This is a genomic window from Agromyces sp. SYSU T00194 (genome assembly GCF_040496035.1).
GTDB classification, from domain to species: Bacteria; Actinomycetota; Actinomycetes; order Actinomycetales; family Microbacteriaceae; genus Agromyces; species Agromyces chitinivorans.
The window spans coordinates 2,425,329-2,440,883 of the sequence record NZ_JBEPJZ010000001.1 but is presented as its reverse complement, the minus strand read 5'-3'; the positions used below and the strand labels follow the sequence as shown (position 1 = coordinate 2,440,883).

Annotated in this window: 16 protein-coding genes; 8 read left to right on the top strand and 8 right to left on the bottom strand. The window is 73.3% G+C overall.

What is annotated here, in order from left to right:
• Nucleotides 1–5 precede the first annotated feature (5 nt).
• Genes ABZK10_RS11475 through ABZK10_RS11465 form a run of 3 tightly spaced genes read right to left on the bottom strand, consistent with a single transcriptional unit; the run spans nucleotide 6 to nucleotide 3,473 of the window.
• Nucleotides 6–1,040, bottom strand: coding sequence for a FecCD family ABC transporter permease (locus ABZK10_RS11475; RefSeq protein WP_353809333.1), 1,035 nt, complete (start codon nucleotides 1,038–1,040; stop codon nucleotides 6–8).
• Between the two features lie 25 nt (nucleotides 1,041–1,065).
• Nucleotides 1,066–1,995 (bottom strand): siderophore-interacting protein, encoded by a 930-nt coding sequence (locus ABZK10_RS11470; RefSeq protein ID WP_353809332.1) that lies wholly within the window; start codon nucleotides 1,993–1,995, stop codon nucleotides 1,066–1,068.
• 56 nt (nucleotides 1,996–2,051) lie between these two features.
• Nucleotides 2,052–3,473, bottom strand: a complete 1,422-nt coding sequence (locus tag ABZK10_RS11465) for an amidase (protein WP_353809331.1) — start codon at nucleotides 3,471–3,473, stop codon at nucleotides 2,052–2,054.
• A gap of 78 nt (nucleotides 3,474–3,551) precedes the next feature.
• Here ABZK10_RS11465 and ABZK10_RS11460 point away from each other — a divergent pair, with 78 nt between their 5' ends.
• The 3 genes from ABZK10_RS11460 to ABZK10_RS11450 are packed head-to-tail and all read left to right on the top strand — an operon-like array spanning nucleotide 3,552 to nucleotide 5,595.
• Nucleotides 3,552–3,920, top strand: a complete 369-nt coding sequence (locus tag ABZK10_RS11460) for a GntR family transcriptional regulator (protein ID WP_353809660.1) — start codon at nucleotides 3,552–3,554, stop codon at nucleotides 3,918–3,920.
• Nucleotides 3,917–4,810: an ABC transporter ATP-binding protein gene (locus ABZK10_RS11455; protein WP_353809330.1), complete on the top strand. Its 894-nt coding sequence runs from the start codon at nucleotides 3,917–3,919 to the stop codon at nucleotides 4,808–4,810. The genes ABZK10_RS11460 and ABZK10_RS11455 overlap by 4 nt, the downstream gene beginning before the upstream one ends.
• Nucleotides 4,807–5,595: a hypothetical protein gene (locus ABZK10_RS11450; protein ID WP_353809329.1), complete on the top strand. Its 789-nt coding sequence runs from the start codon at nucleotides 4,807–4,809 to the stop codon at nucleotides 5,593–5,595. The genes ABZK10_RS11455 and ABZK10_RS11450 overlap by 4 nt, the downstream gene beginning before the upstream one ends.
• 46 nt (nucleotides 5,596–5,641) lie before the next feature.
• On the opposite strand, the gene ABZK10_RS11445 is transcribed toward ABZK10_RS11450, so the two are convergent.
• The 5 genes from ABZK10_RS11445 to ABZK10_RS11425 are packed head-to-tail and all read right to left on the bottom strand — an operon-like array spanning nucleotide 5,642 to nucleotide 8,976.
• On the bottom strand, nucleotides 5,642–6,220 hold the full coding sequence (locus ABZK10_RS11445; RefSeq protein WP_353809328.1) for a GNAT family N-acetyltransferase: 579 nt from the start codon (nucleotides 6,218–6,220) through the stop codon (nucleotides 5,642–5,644).
• A 41-nt stretch (nucleotides 6,221–6,261) separates the two neighbouring features.
• Complete coding sequence (locus ABZK10_RS11440; protein ID WP_353809327.1) at nucleotides 6,262–6,951, bottom strand: uracil-DNA glycosylase; 690 nt, start codon at nucleotides 6,949–6,951, stop codon at nucleotides 6,262–6,264.
• Nucleotides 6,952–7,677, bottom strand: coding sequence for a type 1 glutamine amidotransferase family protein (locus tag ABZK10_RS11435; RefSeq protein WP_353809326.1), 726 nt, complete (start codon nucleotides 7,675–7,677; stop codon nucleotides 6,952–6,954).
• A complete protein-coding gene (locus ABZK10_RS11430; RefSeq protein ID WP_353809325.1) occupies nucleotides 7,674–8,192 on the bottom strand; it encodes a phosphoribosyltransferase in 519 nt (172 codons plus the stop codon). The genes ABZK10_RS11435 and ABZK10_RS11430 overlap by 4 nt, the downstream gene beginning before the upstream one ends.
• A 4-nt stretch (nucleotides 8,193–8,196) precedes the next feature.
• Complete coding sequence (locus ABZK10_RS11425) at nucleotides 8,197–8,976, bottom strand: potassium channel family protein (protein WP_353809324.1); 780 nt, start codon at nucleotides 8,974–8,976, stop codon at nucleotides 8,197–8,199.
• Nucleotides 8,977–9,119: 143 nt separating this feature from the next.
• Here ABZK10_RS11425 and ABZK10_RS11420 point away from each other — a divergent pair, with 143 nt between their 5' ends.
• The 5 genes from ABZK10_RS11420 to ABZK10_RS11400 all read left to right on the top strand — a co-directional run bounded on the left by ABZK10_RS11420 (nucleotide 9,120) and on the right by ABZK10_RS11400 (nucleotide 15,539).
• The gene (locus ABZK10_RS11420; RefSeq protein WP_353809323.1) at nucleotides 9,120–10,292 is read left to right on the top strand and encodes an acyltransferase family protein; all 1,173 of its coding nucleotides are present in this window, start codon (nucleotides 9,120–9,122) and stop codon (nucleotides 10,290–10,292) included.
• A gap of 121 nt (nucleotides 10,293–10,413) precedes the next feature.
• The gene (locus ABZK10_RS11415) at nucleotides 10,414–11,739 is read left to right on the top strand and encodes a bifunctional o-acetylhomoserine/o-acetylserine sulfhydrylase (protein ID WP_353809322.1); all 1,326 of its coding nucleotides are present in this window, start codon (nucleotides 10,414–10,416) and stop codon (nucleotides 11,737–11,739) included.
• A gap of 116 nt (nucleotides 11,740–11,855) precedes the next feature.
• The gene (metX, locus tag ABZK10_RS11410; RefSeq protein WP_353809321.1) at nucleotides 11,856–13,061 is read left to right on the top strand and encodes a homoserine O-acetyltransferase MetX; all 1,206 of its coding nucleotides are present in this window, start codon (nucleotides 11,856–11,858) and stop codon (nucleotides 13,059–13,061) included.
• A 61-nt stretch (nucleotides 13,062–13,122) separates the two neighbouring features.
• A complete protein-coding gene (locus tag ABZK10_RS11405) occupies nucleotides 13,123–14,295 on the top strand; it encodes an ATP-binding protein (protein WP_353809320.1) in 1,173 nt (390 codons plus the stop codon).
• Complete coding sequence (locus ABZK10_RS11400; protein WP_353809319.1) at nucleotides 14,292–15,539, top strand: hypothetical protein; 1,248 nt, start codon at nucleotides 14,292–14,294, stop codon at nucleotides 15,537–15,539. The genes ABZK10_RS11405 and ABZK10_RS11400 overlap by 4 nt, the downstream gene beginning before the upstream one ends.
• Nucleotides 15,540–15,555: the final 16 nt, after the last annotated feature.

Below are 15,555 nucleotides of genomic sequence, written 5' to 3'. Positions count from 1 at the left end.
GGGCGTCACACCCCCGCCACGCGACGGCCGCGCGCGACCGCGATCAGCACGGGCGCCCCGATGAACGCGGCGACCACGCCCGCCTCGAGCTCTCCCGGGCTCACGACGAGCCGGCCGATGACGTCGGCCGCGAGCAGCAGCGCCGGGCCGAGCACGAGCGCGAGGCCCGCGATCCAGCGGTAGTCACTGCCGACCAGCCGCCGCGCCGCGTGCGGCACGACCAGGCCGACGAGCGCGATCGGGCCGACGAGCGCGGTGGCCGTGCCGCAGAGCAGCACGATCGCGGCGCCGGAGAGCGCACGCGTGGTGCCGACACGCTGGCCGAGCCCGCGGGCGACGTCGTCGCCCAGCGCGAGCAGGTTCATGCGCCGCGCGAGCAGGAGGGCGAGCACCCCGCCGACCACGAGGAACGGCCAGAGCACCTGCACGGTGTCGAGCCCGCGCCCGGTCAGCGAACCCACGGCCCAGAACCGGTACTGGTTGAACGTGTCGGCGTCCCGGAGCAGCACGACGGTGATGAGCGGCGTGAGCAGCGACGTGAGCGCGGCGCCGACGAGGGCGAGGCGCACGGGCTGCCCGTGTCCGATCGCGAAGACGACGGTCGCGGCGAGCGCGGCACCGGCGAAGGCGAACCAGATGTAGCCGAGCGGGTCGACGACCCCGAACGCGGCGATCGCGACCACGACGGCGAGCGAGGCGCCCGAGTTCACGCCGAGCAGCCCGGGGTCGGCGATCGGGTTGCGGGTGACGCCCTGGATGAGGGTGCCCGCCAGCCCGAGCGCGGCGCCGGCGAGCAGCCCGACGACGGTCCGCGGCACGCGGAGCTCCAGGACGACGCGGTGGTCGGCATCCCCCGCGACCGGCGCGACGAGCGCCTGGCGCACCACGTCGAGGTCGATCTGGCGTACACCGAACGCGAGGCTCGCCCCGATGATCACGACCAGCAGCAGCACCGAAGCGACCACCGCGAGCACGCGGCGCGCGCGACCGGGCGCCCGCAGCGGGGCATCCGGTCGCTTGGTGCCGGTCCCCGACGTCACCGCGGGCGCGGACGTCGGACCCACCTCAGCCCAGCTCGGCGCGACCGAGGCGCCAGTAGCCCATGAAGGCGACGCGTCGGCGGTCGAGGCCGGCCTCGCCGACCAGGTAGCGCCGCAGCGCCTTGATCACCGAGGCCTCGCCGGCCAGCCAGGCGTAGATGCCGCCGTCGAGGCTGCGGCCCTCGGGCACGTCCCAGAGCAGTTCGCGGTCGACGTCGACGTCGGTCACCTCGTCGTGCGCGCCGCCCGCGATCATGATGCGCGCCGCCGCGTCGCGGACCGACGGCACCAGTCGCGAGCCGTGGCGCGCGCCCGCGGCGCGCGGGAGCCAGCGCACGTCGACGCCTGCGGGGGCGACCACGTCGAGCACGTCCTCCGGGGTCGGGACCTCGAGGAACGCGCAGCCCCGAGCCTCGGCGGGCAGCGACTCGAGGATGGCGCAGATCGCCGGGGCGGCCGTCTCGTCTCCCGCGAGCAGCACCGTGTCGACATCGCCGGGCCGCCAGTCGATGCCGAGCGCGCGGCCCGTGCTGAGGTCGTCGGGGCCGACCAGCACCATCGGGTCGCCGACCGTCGCGTGACGGGCCCAGCGCGACGCGGGGCCGCCGTCGCCGTGCAGGGCGAAGTCGACGTCGACCTCGGCGAGCTCCTGGCGCACCGCGCGGATCGTGTAGGTGCGGATCGGGTTGCGCAGGTGCTCGGGCAGTGCGCGCCAGGCGCCGTACCAGTCCTCGCCCTCCGGGAACGCGTCGTACTCCGTGCCGGGCAGCGGGAGCACGAGCTTCACGCGCTGGTCGAGCCCCGCGGTGCCGAATCCCGTGAGGTCGTCGCCCATGAAGGTGACGCGCAGGAATCCGGGGGTCAGCCGCCGCACGCCGCCGACCCTCGCGCGGAACGCGCGGAAGGCGGGGCGGTCGTCGAGGGCTCGGATGGCGACCGCAGGTGAGGTAAGCATTACCTAAGTCTGCCATGACGCGTCGACGCGTCAAGTCCCCTGCGGAAAGAGGTCCGTCAGTCGACGAACGTCGGGGCCGGCGGCCGCAACCGCCGCTGGAGCATGGCGGCGATGGTCAGGATCGTCGCCTCGCCGCCCGGGCGCCCGATGAGCTGCACGCCCATCGGCAGCCCCTCGGCGGTGCGCCGCACGGGCACCGTGACCGCGGGCAGGCCCGCCACGTTCACGAAGCTGGTGAACGGCGTGTACCGCACCTGCTGGGCGAAGTTGGCCTCGCCGTCCTGCTGGTCGTACCACCCGATGGGGCGCGGCGTCATCGCGAGCGCCGGGGAGACGATCGCGTCGTACGGCGCGAAGCGGGCGATCGTGCGCCGCTCGAACGCGGTCAGCTCGGCCAGGGCTGCGGCCAGCTCGGTACCGGTGCAGCGGCGGCCGACCTCGCGCAGCCAGGCCGTGAGCGGCTCGACGGCAGGCTCCTGTGAGGGCTCGAGCGGGATCGACGCGGCACCCACCTGCCAGAGCGTGCGGAAGGCGTCGGGGTAGGCGGGCTCCGGCGAGCGCGGCAGCTCCTCGAGGCCCTGCCCCATGACGGCCAGCGCATCGAGCGCGACGGTCAGCGCCTCGTCGGCCTCCGGCGACACCGACACGTCGAACCCCTCGTCCCACGGGGTGTCGCGCAGCACGGCGAGCTGGAACCGGCCCGACGCGCGCATCGCCGCCGACAGGAACGGCCCGTCCTCGCCCGGGGCGCGCAGGGCGAACGGATGCCGCGCCGGCAGCCCGCGCGGCGCGACCATGCCGTCCAGCAGCAGCGCCGCGTCCGCGACGTCGCGCCCGATGGCGCCCGCGACCGGCAGGCCGCCGAGCATGGCGATGCCCGACCCCTCGGGCACGCGCCCGCGCGAGGGCTTGATGCCGACCAGCCCGCACGCGGCAGCGGGGATGCGGATCGACCCGCCGCCGTCGGAGCCGGGCGCGAACGGCAGCAGGCCGGCGGCGACGGCCACCGCCGCTCCCCCGCTGGACCCGCCGGGGTCGAGCGACGCATCGAGCGGGTGGCGCACGGGCGCGGAGGCGAGCGACTGCGCCGAGGAGGTGAGCCCGAACTCGGGCGTCGCGGTCTTGCCGACGCTTACCGCGCCCGCGGCGTCGAGGTCGTCGGCGAGCGGGTCGGAGGCGTCGGGCACGAAGCCGGCGAACGCGCGCGAACCGAACCCCGTCGGCACGCCCGCGCGGCGCACGAGGTCCTTGTCGGCGAGCGGCATGCCCCAGAGCGGTGCCGCGGGACTGGCCGACGCCTCGACGTCGGCGGCCCGCGCCAGCGCGGCATCCACCCGCACCGTCGTGAACGCCCCGGACGCGGGCCCCAGCCGGGCGATGCGCTCGAGGTAGTGCGCGACCAGCTCGGTCGGCGAGACGGTGCCCCGCTGGAGCAGGTCGCGCTGGGCGACGGCGGAGAGCTCGTGCAGCGCGGTCACCCTCCGAGCGTACGGGGTTGACATCCGCCGCGGTGCATGATTGGTTCATTACATGACTAATGAACCGATGTGGTGGCGATGATCGAGGACGGCAAGCCGATCTTCGTCCAGGTCGCCGAGCGCATCGAGGACGACATCGTCGCCGGCACGCTCCCCGACGGGGGGCAGGCGCCGTCGACGAACGAGATCGCCGCGTTCTACCGCATCAACCCCGCCACCGCCGGCAAGGGCGTCAACCGCCTCGTCGACGACGGCATCCTCGTCAAGCGACGCGGCATCGGCATGTTCGTCGCCGACGGCGCCCGCGAGCGCCTGCTCGCGCGCCGTCGGGCCTCGTTCGTCGCCGCCTTCGTCGCCCCCCTGCTCACGGAGGCCGAGTCGCTGGGCATCAGCCCGAGCGAGGTCGCCGCACTCATCACCGACTCCCGGAAGGATCCCACCCCATGACCGCAGTCATCGCCACCGACGGGCTCAGTCGAAGGTACGGCGACGTGCACGCCGTCGACGACGTGAGCATCTCCGTCGCCGAGCACGGCATCGTCGGGCTCCTCGGCCGCAACGGCGCCGGCAAGACCACCCTCATGCAACTGCTCACCGGCCAGGACTTCCCGACCGGCGGCACCGCGACGGTCTTCGGCGAGCGCCCGCTCGAGAACGCACGGGTGCTCAGCCGCGTCTGCTTCGTGAAGGAGAGCCAGCGCTACCCCGACGAGTTCAGGGGCCGGCACGTGCTGAAGGCCGCGCCGCTCTGCTTCCCCGACTGGGACGCCGCGTTCGCCGACGAGCTCGTCGCGGAGTTCCACGTGCCCGTCGACCGACCGATGAAGAAGATGTCGCGCGGGCAGCACTCCGCGATCGGCGTGATCGTCGGGCTCGCCTCCCGGGCGCCGCTGACGTTCTTCGACGAGCCGTACCTCGGCCTCGACGCGGTCGCCCGCCAGCTCTTCTACGACCGGCTGCTCGCCGACTACGCGGAGCACCCGCGCACGGTGGTGCTCTCGACCCACCTGATCGACGAGGTCGCCGACCTGCTCGAGCACGTGCTCGTGATCGACGACGGGCGCATCGTCATCGACGAACCCGCGGAGACGCTGCGCGAGCAGGGGGCGACCGTCGTCGGCCCCGCCGACCGGGTCGAGGCGTTCATCGCCGGTCGCGAGGTGCTGCACCGCGAGCACCTCGGCGGCACGCTCGGCGCGACCGTCGCGGACGCACTCACCCCCGAGGACCGCGCCGACGCGCGCGCCGCCGGACTCGAGCTCGCGCCCGTCTCGCTGCAGCAGCTCATCGTGCGCACGACCGGCAACCGTGCCCGCGGAACGGGGACGGACGCATGAGCACCGCACTCGCCACGACGACGGCACCGGCCGCCGCTCGACCGGAAGGAACGACCATCGTGAACCGCATCGGCACCGTCGTGCGCCTGCACCTGACGAGCAGATGGGGATTCCTCGTGCTGCCGTGGATCATCCTCGGCTCGGCGTTCGCGATCACCCTCGCGATCTGGGCCATCCTGACCGCGAGCCTGCCCCCCGAGGACGGCGTCGCGGTGAGCGACGGCACGCAGTTCAACGGCGGCGTGCTCTCGATCCTCGTCTACATGCTCATCGCGGGCGTCACGGCGATCAGCGCCTCGTTCCCGTTCCAGCTCGGATTCGGCGTGACCCGCCGCGACTTCTGGATCGGCACGTCGGTGCTCTTCCTCGGCCTCTCGGCGGGCACGGCGGCGGCGCTGACCCTGCTCGCCGCGATCGAGACCTGGACGAACGGGTGGGGGTTCGGCGCCCACATGTTCACCGCGGTGTGGTTCGACGCCGGAAGCTGGCTCGGCACGTGGTTCGTGTTCTTCGCCGTGCAGGCCTACTTCATGTTCACGGGAGGACTCTTCGGGACCTTCCACATGCGGTGGCGCATGAACGGCCTGGTCGTGCTCTGGGTCGCGATCGGCGTGCTCAGCGTCGCCGCGGTGGGAGTGCTCACCTGGACGCAGAGCTGGCAGGCGTTCGGCAGGTGGTTCGTCGACCTCGGGCCCGTCGGGGTCGCCGCGTTCTCGCTCCCGCTCTCGGCGGTCTTCGCGGGCCTGTCCTGGCTGGCCCTGCGACGCGCGACGCCGAAGGACTGAGCACGAGCGGATGCCCCGGGGCGCACGCCGACGGCGGGGCATCCGCTCACTTCAGCGACCGCTGCAGCAGCACCGTGCCGAGCCAGCGGTCGAACTTGAACCCGACCCGGCCCATGCGCCCGATCTCGCGGAAGCCGAACTTCCGGTGCAGGCGGATCGACGCGTCGGCGCCCTGGTCGGCGATCACCGCGAGCATCTCCTTCAGCCCCGCCGCCCTCGACCGCTCGATGAGCTCGCCGAGCAGTACCTTCCCGAGCCCCTTGCCGGTGGCCGCCGGCCCGAGGTAGATCGAGTTCTCGACCGTGTAGCGGTAGGCGCGCTTCTGCTTCCACGGCGACACGAGGGCGTAGCCGAGCAGCTGGCCCGACGGCGACTGGGCGACGATGAACGGCATGCCGAGCCGCTGGAGGTAGGCGAACTTCTGCTTCCACTCGCGCATCGTCATGCGGTCCTCGTCGAAGGTGACCGTCGAGTTGGTGACGTAGTAGTTGTAGATCTCGCGCACGGCGGGCAGGTCCTCGGCGCGCGCGTCGCGGATCGCGTACTCGAAGGGCGCCTCCTGCGGCGCCGGCTTGCGCAGGTGATGCGGCAACTGGCGGCGCTGCTGGTATTCCTCCTCGAGCATGACGACAGACTAGCCGCGGGCGCGACGGCCCCGACAGCGGCTCACGCGAGGGCCCAGTCGACCGGGGCCCCGCCCTGCTCCGCGAGCAGGGCGTTCGCACGGCTGAACGGCCGCGAGCCGAAGAACCCGCGCGACGCCGACAGCGGACTCGGGTGCGCCGACTCGATCGACGGCACGTCGCCGAGCATGGGCTTCAGGCCGGCCGCGTCGCGTCCCCAGAGGATCGCGACCAGCGGCGTGCCGCGCCCGACGAGGGCGCGGATGGCGTGCTCCGTGACCTCCTCCCACCCCTTTCCGCGGTGCGACGCCGGGGCCCCCGGGCGCACGGTCAGCACGCGGTTCAGCAGCATGACGCCCGCGTCCGACCAGGCGGTGAGGTCGCCGTGATCGGGCGTCGGCACGCCGAGGTCGTCGCGCAGCTCGCGGTAGATGTTCTGCAGGCTCCGCGGCACCGGGCGCACGTGCGACTCGACCGCGAACGACAGCCCGATCGGATGCCCCGGGGTGGGGTACGGGTCCTGGCCGACGATCAGCACGCGCACGTCGGCGAGCGGCCGCTGGAACGCGCGCAGCACGCGATCGCCCGCGGGCAGGTAGCCGCGCCCCTCGGCGACCTCGGCGCGGAGGAAGTCGCCCATTGCGGCGATCCGCGCCGCCACCGGCTGCAGCGCCTCCGCCCAGCCGGCGTCGACCAGGCCGTCGTCGGCGAGCTCGGCCAGCGTGCGGGGCACTCAGGCCCCCAGGGTGGTCACGAGCACGCCGCGGTCGGTCGCCTCGGCGCGCCAGACGCTGCCCGCGCCGGCGACGCGCACCGACTCGCCCACGACCAGTGCCGTGTCCTCGTCGATCGCGACGCCACCGGGCACCAGCCCCGCCTCGGTCGCGGCGATCAGCCGCGCGAGCGTGCCCCACTGCGCGGCGTGCACCTCGACGGTCAGGTCGACCAGCCCGATGCCCGGTTCCACGGTCACGTCGTCGAGGCCCTCGCCCGCCTCCTCGCCGCAGACCGGCACGCCGCCGATGCGCCAGCCGCCGAGGATCGCGGTGTCGGCCGCGATCGCGGCACCGGCCGAGAACCCGAGGTAGGGCGAACCGGATGCCACGAGCCGGCGCAGCTCCCCCGCGATCGGTTCGACCGCGCGGCGGTAGCCGGGCGTGGGACCTCCGCCGACGAGGACGCCGTGCGCACCGGCCAGGTGGACCGGCGCGAACTCGCCGTCCGCCTCGGCCACGCCCGTGATGCGCACGTCGGCGCCGCCGCCCGCGGCGAGCGCGCCGCGGTAGAGGTCGGCGTACGGGTTCGGGCCGCCGCCGGGCACGTCGAGCAGCAGCACGGCGATCACCGGTACCGCCGCGCCCTCGGCGGCGGCGCGCTCGGCCGCCTCGGCGACGAAGCCGCGGAACACCTCGGGCTGGTGGGCGGGCGTCCACCCGCCGCCCACGAGGTGCACGCTCACGAGGCCGCCTCGACCGCCTCGTCGACGGGCGGCAGGGCCGACCACGGGAAGACGATCCAGTCGTCGGTGGAACGGTACGTGTAGTCGGGCACGAGCACGGTCTGCGACTTGACGTACAGCGTCGCGGTGCGCACCTCGGCGCCCGCATCCGTGATCATGCCCACGACCTTCTTGAGCGTGCGGCCCGAGTCGGAGACGTCGTCGACCAGCAGCACGCGCTTGCCCGCGAGCGCCGGCGCGTCGAGCATCGGCCCCGACACGATCGGCTCGGGCAACCGTGCGTCGACCCCCGTGTAGAACTCGACGTTGATCGAACCGCAGTTCTTGGTGCCGAGCGCGTAGGCGATCGCACCCGCCAGCAGCAGCCCGCCGCGCGCGATCGCGATCACGACGTCGGGGCGGAAGCCGCTGCCCAGCACGTCGGACGCGAGGGTGCGCGACGCCCCCGCGAAGTCGTCCCAGCCGAGGATCTCGCGGCGGATCTCGTCCGTGCCCGCGTCGTGGTCGATGCTCATGCGTTCAGGCTATCCGTCCGTCGTCGGTCGCGTCGGCGTCCGTCGCGCCGGCGTCGCCGGCGTCGCCGGCGCCCGTCGCGCCGTCGTCGCCGCCCGCGCCCGACGGGATGTCGCGGTGCAGGGAGACCCCGATCTTGTCGGAGATGACCGAGATCATCGTCGCCGACGCGGTGCCCACGATGGCGATGCCGCCGACCATGAGCGCGGTCGCGTACAGCCGACCGACGACCGTCACGGGATACGTGTCGCCGTAGCCGACCGTGGCGATGGTCACGACCGCCCACCAGACGGCCAGGCCGAAGTCGGTGATCGTCGCCCCGGGCGCGTCGCGCTCGGCCTGCAGGGTCGCGAGCGCGATGAAGTAGACGAAGATGATCGCGTAGCCCACGGCGTACGAGACGATGCGCGCGCGCACCGCGTTGCCCGTCCTCGACCGGAAGTACGGCACCTGCCGCAGCAGGTGCATCACGCGGAAGGCGCGGAACAGCGGGATCAGCACCGAGAGCAGGTCGATCACGTTGTGCGAGACGAAGTTCCACCGGTACCGGTGCGGCGTCACGATCAGGCGCACCACGTAGTCGACGCCGAACGCGATCCAGGTGACGAGGGCCGTGGTCAGCATCGCCGAACGCCAGTCGGGGCCGAGGTCGCCGTCGTCGAGGATGAGCACCGAGTACGCCACGATGAACGCCGCCCCGAGCACGAGGAGCGGCGTCGCCAGCACCCGCTCCCATGCGAGGCGCCGGGCGATCTCGTCCTCGCGCGGTGCGTGCTTCGGCCTCACGCCGCGCCCCCGGGCATCCGTGGCGACTGCCCCGCCGAACCCGACCCCGTGACCATGACCCGTCGCATGTCCATGCCGACATTCTGCCCGGGTGCGGGAGCGCCCGCTGTCCTGTCCCCCGTTCGAGGGTGACAATGGTGGGCATGTCCGAGTCCGAGTCGCCCTCGCCCTCCGGCCCGCCGCCCGCGGTCCCCGCCCAGCCCCCGCGACCACGCGGGAAGCGGCGGGTGCCCATGTGGGACAACGCCCGCTGGATCGCGATCACGCTCGTGGTCGTCGGCCACGGCATCCTGCCGCTGATCGCCGAGTCCGACTCCGCCTACAGCGTGTACCTGTTCATCTACTCGTTCCACGTGGCGGTCTTCGTCACCGTGTCGGGGTACTTCACGAAGTCGGCCCCGCAGAACGCGCGCGCGCTGCGGCTGATCCTCACCGACGTCGTCTTCCCGTACCTGGTCTTCGAGACCATCTGGACGGTCGTCAAGTGGCTCACGGGCGGCGCGTTCTCGCTCGACTACACGACGCCGTCCTGGACGCTCTGGTTCCTGCTCGCCCTGGCGATGTGGCGCATCGCCCTGCCGTACCTCGTGCTGCTGCGGTATCCGCTGCTCATCGCCATCGTCATCTCGATCGGCGCCGGGTACACCGAGGCCATCGACTCGACGCTCGCGCTCACGCGCACGTTCGGCATGCTGCCGTTCTTCGTGTTCGGCTGGCAGCTGCGCCAGTGGCAGGTCACCGATCGCTGGCTCGACCTGCGCCCGGCCGTCGTCTGGCGCTGGCGCGCCGGCGCCATCGCGCTGTTCGCGATCGTGCTCGCCGTCATGCCGCTCGCCATCGGCACCTGGCGCGACATCGGGCTGCGGCGCTTCATGCTGTACGACGACGCCTACATGGCGATCGGGTACGACGAGCCGTGGTCGGGACTCATCCGGCTCGCGCTGCTCGCCTCCGCCATGGTCATGACCGTGGCGTTCCTGATGCTCATGCCGCGCGGGGCGCACTGGTTCACGCCGTACGGCGCGGCGACGATGTACATCTACCTGCTGCACAGCTTCGTGCTCTACCCCATCCGCGAGTCCGACCTGCTCGCAGGCGACCAGCCGGCCTGGGCGCTGCCGATCATGATCGTGTTCTGCGTCGGCGTGTCGATCCTGCTCTCGCAACCCCTGGTGATGCGGATCTTCCGCCCGCTGGTGCAGCCCCGCGCGCGCTGGCTGTTCCGCCCGGAGCCGCACACCGCGACCGGCACCATCGTGCTGCCCGACGACGACGACCTGCTGCGGGGCTCCGGGCCGCCCGCGCCGTCGCACTGACGGGGAAACAGCCGGTTACGGCGTGTTGCGCCGACCGTTGCCGGTGGCCGCGGGCGTGCCTACGCTGCATCCGAGAGCCCGGGAACGACTCGAGCCCGATCGCGACCACAGGAGACCCACGATGAGCGAGCAGCCCGCAGACTGGCGGTTCGAGACCAAGCAGGTGCACTCGGGCGCCGCGCCCGACCCCACCACCCACGCGCGCGCCACGCCGATCTACCAGACGACGTCGTACGTGTTCGACAGCGCCCAGCACGCGCAGAACCTCTTCGCGCTGGCCGAGTTCGGCAACATCTACACCCGCATCATGAACCCGACCCAGGCGGTCGTCGAGGAGCGCGTCGCCGCGCTCGAGGGGGGCACCGGCGCCCTCCTCGTCGCGTCCGGCCAGGCGGCCGAGACGTTCGCGGTGCTGAACATCGCGCAGGCGGGCGACCACATCGTCTCGTCGAGCTCGATCTACGGCGGCACCTACAACCTGTTCAAGTACACCCTCGCGAAGCTCGGCATCGAGACGACCTTCGTCGAGAACCAGGACGACCCCGAGGAGTGGCGCCGTGCCGTGCGCCCGAACACGAAGCTCTTCTTCGCCGAGACGATCGGCAACCCGAAGATCAACGTGCTCGACATCTCGCTCGTCGCCGACGTCGCCCACGCGGCGGACGTGCCGCTGATCGTCGACAACACGATCGCGACGCCGTACCTCATCCGCCCGTTCGAGCACGGCGCCGACATCGTGATCCACTCGGCGACGAAGTTCCTCGGCGGGCACGGCACCGTCGTCGGCGGCATCATCGTCGACGGCGGCTCGTTCGCCTGGTCGGAGCACGTGGACAAGTTCCCCGGGCTCACCGAGCCCGACCCGTCGTACCACGGCGCCAGCTACACGGCGGCGGTCGGCGACGCCCTCGCGTTCGTCATCAAGGCCCGCGTGCAGCTGCTGCGCGACCTCGGCGCCGCCATCTCGCCCAACAACGCGTTCCAGCTCATCCAGGGCATCGAGACGCTGAGCCTGCGCATCGAGCGCCACGTGCAGAACGCGCAGGAGATCGCCGAGTGGCTCGACTCCCACCCCGAGGTGGCGAGCGTGAACTACTCGGGCCTGCCCTCGAGCCCGTGGTACGCCGCGGCGAACAAGTACGCCCCGAAGGGCGTCGGCGCAGTGCTCTCGTTCGAGCTGAAGGGCGGCGTCGACGCCGGCCGCACGCTCGTCGACGAGCTCCAGCTGTTCAGCCACCTCGCGAACATCGGCGACGTCCGCTCGCTGGTCATCCACCCCGCGTCGACGACGCACTCGCAGCTGACCCCCGAGCAGCAGCTCACCACCGGCGTCACGCCGGGCCTGGTGCGCCTCTCGGTCGGCATCGAGAACGTCGAGGACCTGAAGGCCGACCTCGAGGCGGGCCTCGCCGCCGCCAAGCGCGTCACCGAGTCGCTGCGCGCCTGACCGGCCCCCTCGCGCAGCAGGCGGATGCCCCGTGCCCGACGGCACGGGGCATCCGTCGTCTCGGCCGTCGTCGTAACACGGCGGGCCCGCGCCCGCGCTGCGGCGAGAATGGACGCATGGACTGGCAGACGACCGCCGACGTGGTGCCCTCGAGCTTCGTCACCGACGCCCAGGCGCGGTCGCTGCTCGGCAAGCCGCCCGCCACCGGCGCGTGGCGCGAGGGCGACCCCGAGGGCGACCGGCGCTTCGTGCGGATCGGCCCGCTCGCGCTCGAGTCCGGCGCCGAGCTGGCGCGCGCGCGCATCGCCTACGAGACCTGGGGCACGCTGTCGCCCGAGCGGGACAACGCCGTGCTGATCCTGCACGCCCTCACCGGCGACAGCCACGTCATCGGCGCCGCGGGGCCCGGGCACGCGAGCGCCGGCTGGTGGCCCGACGTGGTCGGCCCCGGCAAGCCGATCGACACCGATCGCTGGTTCGTCGTCGCGCCGAACGTGCTGGGCGGCTGCCAGGGATCGACCGGGCCGGCGTCATTCGCGCCCGACGGCGCGGAGTGGGGTGCGCGCTTCCCGTACCTCACGATCCGCGACCAGGTGCGCGCGCAGGCCGCCTTCTCCGACGCGATCGGGATCGAGCGCTGGGCCGCCGCGATCGGCGGGTCGATGGGCGGCATGCACGCGCTGGAGTGGGCGGTCGACGCACCCGACCGCGTCGACGCCATCGGCGTGCTCGCCGCGCCCCCGGTCGCGACGGCGGACCAGATCGCGCTCAACACCGTGCAGGTCGAGGCGATCCGCACCGACGCGCAGTTCCGTTCGGGCGACTACTACGACGCCGCCGACGGCGACGGCCCGACGCGGGGCCTCGCGCTCGCCCGGCGCATGGCGCTGCTCAACTACCGCTCGGCGACCGAGCTGAACGACCGGTTCCAGCGCTCGTGGCAGAGCGGGCTGAGCCCGATGGGCGCGGGAGGCCGGTTCGCCGTCGAGTCGTACCTCGACTTCCACGGCAACAAGTTCACGCGCCGCTTCGACGCCAACAGCTACATCGCGCTGACCGAGGCCATGAACGCGCACGACGTGGGCCGCGGCCGCGGCGGCACCGCGCAGGCGCTCTCCCGGGTGCGGGCGCGTTCGCTCGTCCTCGGCATCCGCAGCGACCGCTACTTCCCGCTCGACGGCCAGGTCGAGATCGCCGCCGGGCTGCCGAACGGCATCCGCGGTCGCGAGCCCGTGGTGCTCGACTCGCCGTTCGGGCACGACGCCTTCCTCATCGAGTCCGACGCGGTCGGCCGCGCCGTCCGGGAGCTGCTCGAGGGCTGAGCGCACCGGTTGCGCGCCGTCCGCGCGCTATCGTTGCACCTGCGGAAGCCACGGAGGGCGGATGAAACGCATCCTCAAGGAGCGCGACCGGCTGCTGCGGCGCCTGGCGCGCGTGACGGGCATGACCGGTGCCCTGGGGGCGCTGCTCTGCCTCATGGTGCCCACGGGCGGTGCGCCGGGGGCCATGGCGTGGGGCATGCTCGGCTGCCTCGCGACCGCCGCCGCGGTCGGACTCGCCACGGGTCGCGATGCCGTCGGGTCGAGCGTCGCGGTCGTGGCCGCCTCGGGCGCCGCGGTCCTGGCCATCGCGCTGGCGTCGAACCGGCTCTACCCGTCGACCGCGACGGCCGTGGTGCTGCTGTCCGGCCTCGCGGCCGCCTCGGTCGCGTTCCTGCTGGTCGTCCACCGCCGTCGCCGCATCCCGCTCGCGCTGCTCGCGGCGATCGCGATCGGCCTCGGCACCGCCGCGTCGTTCCGCCCCGGCGGCCTGCCCGGACTCGCGATGCTGTCGATGTCGCTCGTCTGGCTCGGCATGGTCGCGATCGCGCTCTGGATCGACCGGGCGATCGGCGTCGCCATCTCCCGGATCGACGAGGTCGGCGGGGCGCACCGCGCCGAGCGCCTCGCCAGCGAACTCGAGGCCAGGCAGCGCCAGGACGCCCGACTGCTGCACGACACCGTGCTGGCCACGCTCAGCCTGCTCGCACACGCGGGCGTCGGCGTCGCCCCGGAGACGCTGCGCGAGCAGGCGCGCGAGGACGCGCGCCTGCTGCGGCAGCTGCGCCTGGACGCGACCGCGGCGCCGCAGGCGGCGGCCACCTTCTTCACCCCGGAGCCGCCCGACGACGATGAGGGGCTCGGCGCCACGCTGGAGTCGGTCAAGCAGCGGTTCGGGCGCATGGGACTCGAGGTGCACTGGCACGGAACCGGCCAGGTGCTGCTGCCGCGCGAGACGCTCGACGCCCTGCTCGGCGCCATGGCGGAGTGCCTCGAGAACGTGCGGCGCCACTCGGGGGTCGTCGAGGCCGACGTCACCGTCACCGACGACCAGGCGACCGTGCGGGCCATGATCACCGACGCCGGGGTCGGGTTCGACGTCTCCACCGTCGACCCGGAGCGGCTCGGGTTCGCCGAGTCGGTCGTGGGGCGCCTGCACGCGGTCGGCGGCCGCGTGCGCCTGTTCTCCTCCCCCGGCTCGGGCACGACGGTGATGCTGGAGGTGCCCAAGCCATGAGCGGCATGCCACCCGCCGTCGCCGACGGCGCCCGCACCGGGCCCCGCGGGTTCCGGCGCCCGGCGCGCTCTGCGCGCGCCGCCGATGCGGCCCTCGAGGGCGTCGGCGGCGGCCGGCTCGCGGGCGGGCTCCTCGCGGCGGCGGCCCTGCTGGTCGCCATGCACTTCCTGCACTTCGTCGTGCTGGTGCCGTTCTACCGCGACGCGTCGGCCTCGGCACTGGCCTGGGCGGTCCTGCTGCCGGGGACGGCGGCGGCGTGGGCGGCGTTCGTCCTGGTGCGCATCCGCTGGGTCGCCCCGGCCGTGGTCGTGCTGGTCGCGCTCGCGGTGGTGGTGCTCGACCTCGTCGGCACCCACGGGTCGCTGTCGCTGGGCGTGACGCCCACGGCGGCGCCCTCGATCGGGGCGCTGCTGATGCCGGTCGTGGTGCTGCGCGACGAGCGGTTCGCCCTCGGCCTGGGCGCTGCGATCGCCATCGTGCTGGCGGTCGACGCCATCACCCAGGCGGAGCAGGGCGGGCTGCAGTCGGTCGTCGGCGTGGCCAGCGCGTCGACCGCGGTCCTGCCGGTCGTCGTCACGGCGCTGGCGGCCGCCGGCCTGCGCCGGATCGTCCGGTTCGAGCTCGACCTCGTGCTCGTGCAGAGCACGGTCGGGACCTCGACGCGTGCGGTCGGCATGTTCGCCTCGGAGGAGCTCGCGCGCCTCGACGACGACGCGGAGCGCCTGCTCGCCGACATCGGCGCCGGGCGCGTCGCCCTGCCGCTGCGTCCCGACCTCGCAGCCACGGCGGGAGCGCTTGCGACCCGACTGCGGATGCGCCTCATGGAAGGACGTTCCGACACCTGGCTGAAGCACGCGATCGCCGAGTCGGAGTTCCTCGCCGATGCCGTGGACGTGCACGATCCCGACGGGCTCGCCGGCGCGCTCGCACCGGGCCAGCGCGATGCGCTGCTGCTCGTGCTGTGGCTGCTCGCGAGCGACCGCACGCGATCGGCGGCGGCACCGGTCGGGGTCCGCATCGGGCCCGCGAGGCCGCACGACCCCATGCACCCGCGGCGCACCGCGTTCCCCATCGCGATCGCGGCCCACGGCGTTCCCCGTGGTCGCACGGATCCGTCCACCTGGGAGGCAGCCGGTATCGTCGGACCGTACGAGTCCGGAGTCGCCGCGGGTGTCAGAACGATCACGATCGACTGCGCGGTGGAGAATCGGGCCGATACGGGGGACGTCGGTCTCGTACGATGAGGGGCCCACGAAAGGA

Coding starts and splice junctions, on each gene's coding strand:
- ABZK10_RS11470 (WP_353809332.1), bottom strand. CDS start 1,995: ATGCTTACCTCACCTGCGGTCGCCATCCGAGCCCTCGACGACCGCCCC.
- metX (WP_353809321.1), top strand. CDS start 11,856: ATGGACTGGCAGACGACCGCCGACGTGGTGCCCTCGAGCTTCGTCACC.
- ABZK10_RS11420 (WP_353809323.1), top strand. CDS start 9,120: ATGTCCGAGTCCGAGTCGCCCTCGCCCTCCGGCCCGCCGCCCGCGGTC.
- ABZK10_RS11460 (WP_353809660.1), top strand. CDS start 3,552: ATGATCGAGGACGGCAAGCCGATCTTCGTCCAGGTCGCCGAGCGCATC.
- ABZK10_RS11400 (WP_353809319.1), top strand. CDS start 14,292: ATGAGCGGCATGCCACCCGCCGTCGCCGACGGCGCCCGCACCGGGCCC.
- ABZK10_RS11405 (WP_353809320.1), top strand. CDS start 13,123: ATGAAACGCATCCTCAAGGAGCGCGACCGGCTGCTGCGGCGCCTGGCG.
- ABZK10_RS11445 (WP_353809328.1), bottom strand. CDS start 6,220: ATGCTCGAGGAGGAATACCAGCAGCGCCGCCAGTTGCCGCATCACCTG.
- ABZK10_RS11430 (WP_353809325.1), bottom strand. CDS start 8,192: ATGAGCATCGACCACGACGCGGGCACGGACGAGATCCGCCGCGAGATC.
- ABZK10_RS11415 (WP_353809322.1), top strand. CDS start 10,414: ATGAGCGAGCAGCCCGCAGACTGGCGGTTCGAGACCAAGCAGGTGCAC.
- ABZK10_RS11450 (WP_353809329.1), top strand. CDS start 4,807: ATGAGCACCGCACTCGCCACGACGACGGCACCGGCCGCCGCTCGACCG.
- ABZK10_RS11455 (WP_353809330.1), top strand. CDS start 3,917: ATGACCGCAGTCATCGCCACCGACGGGCTCAGTCGAAGGTACGGCGAC.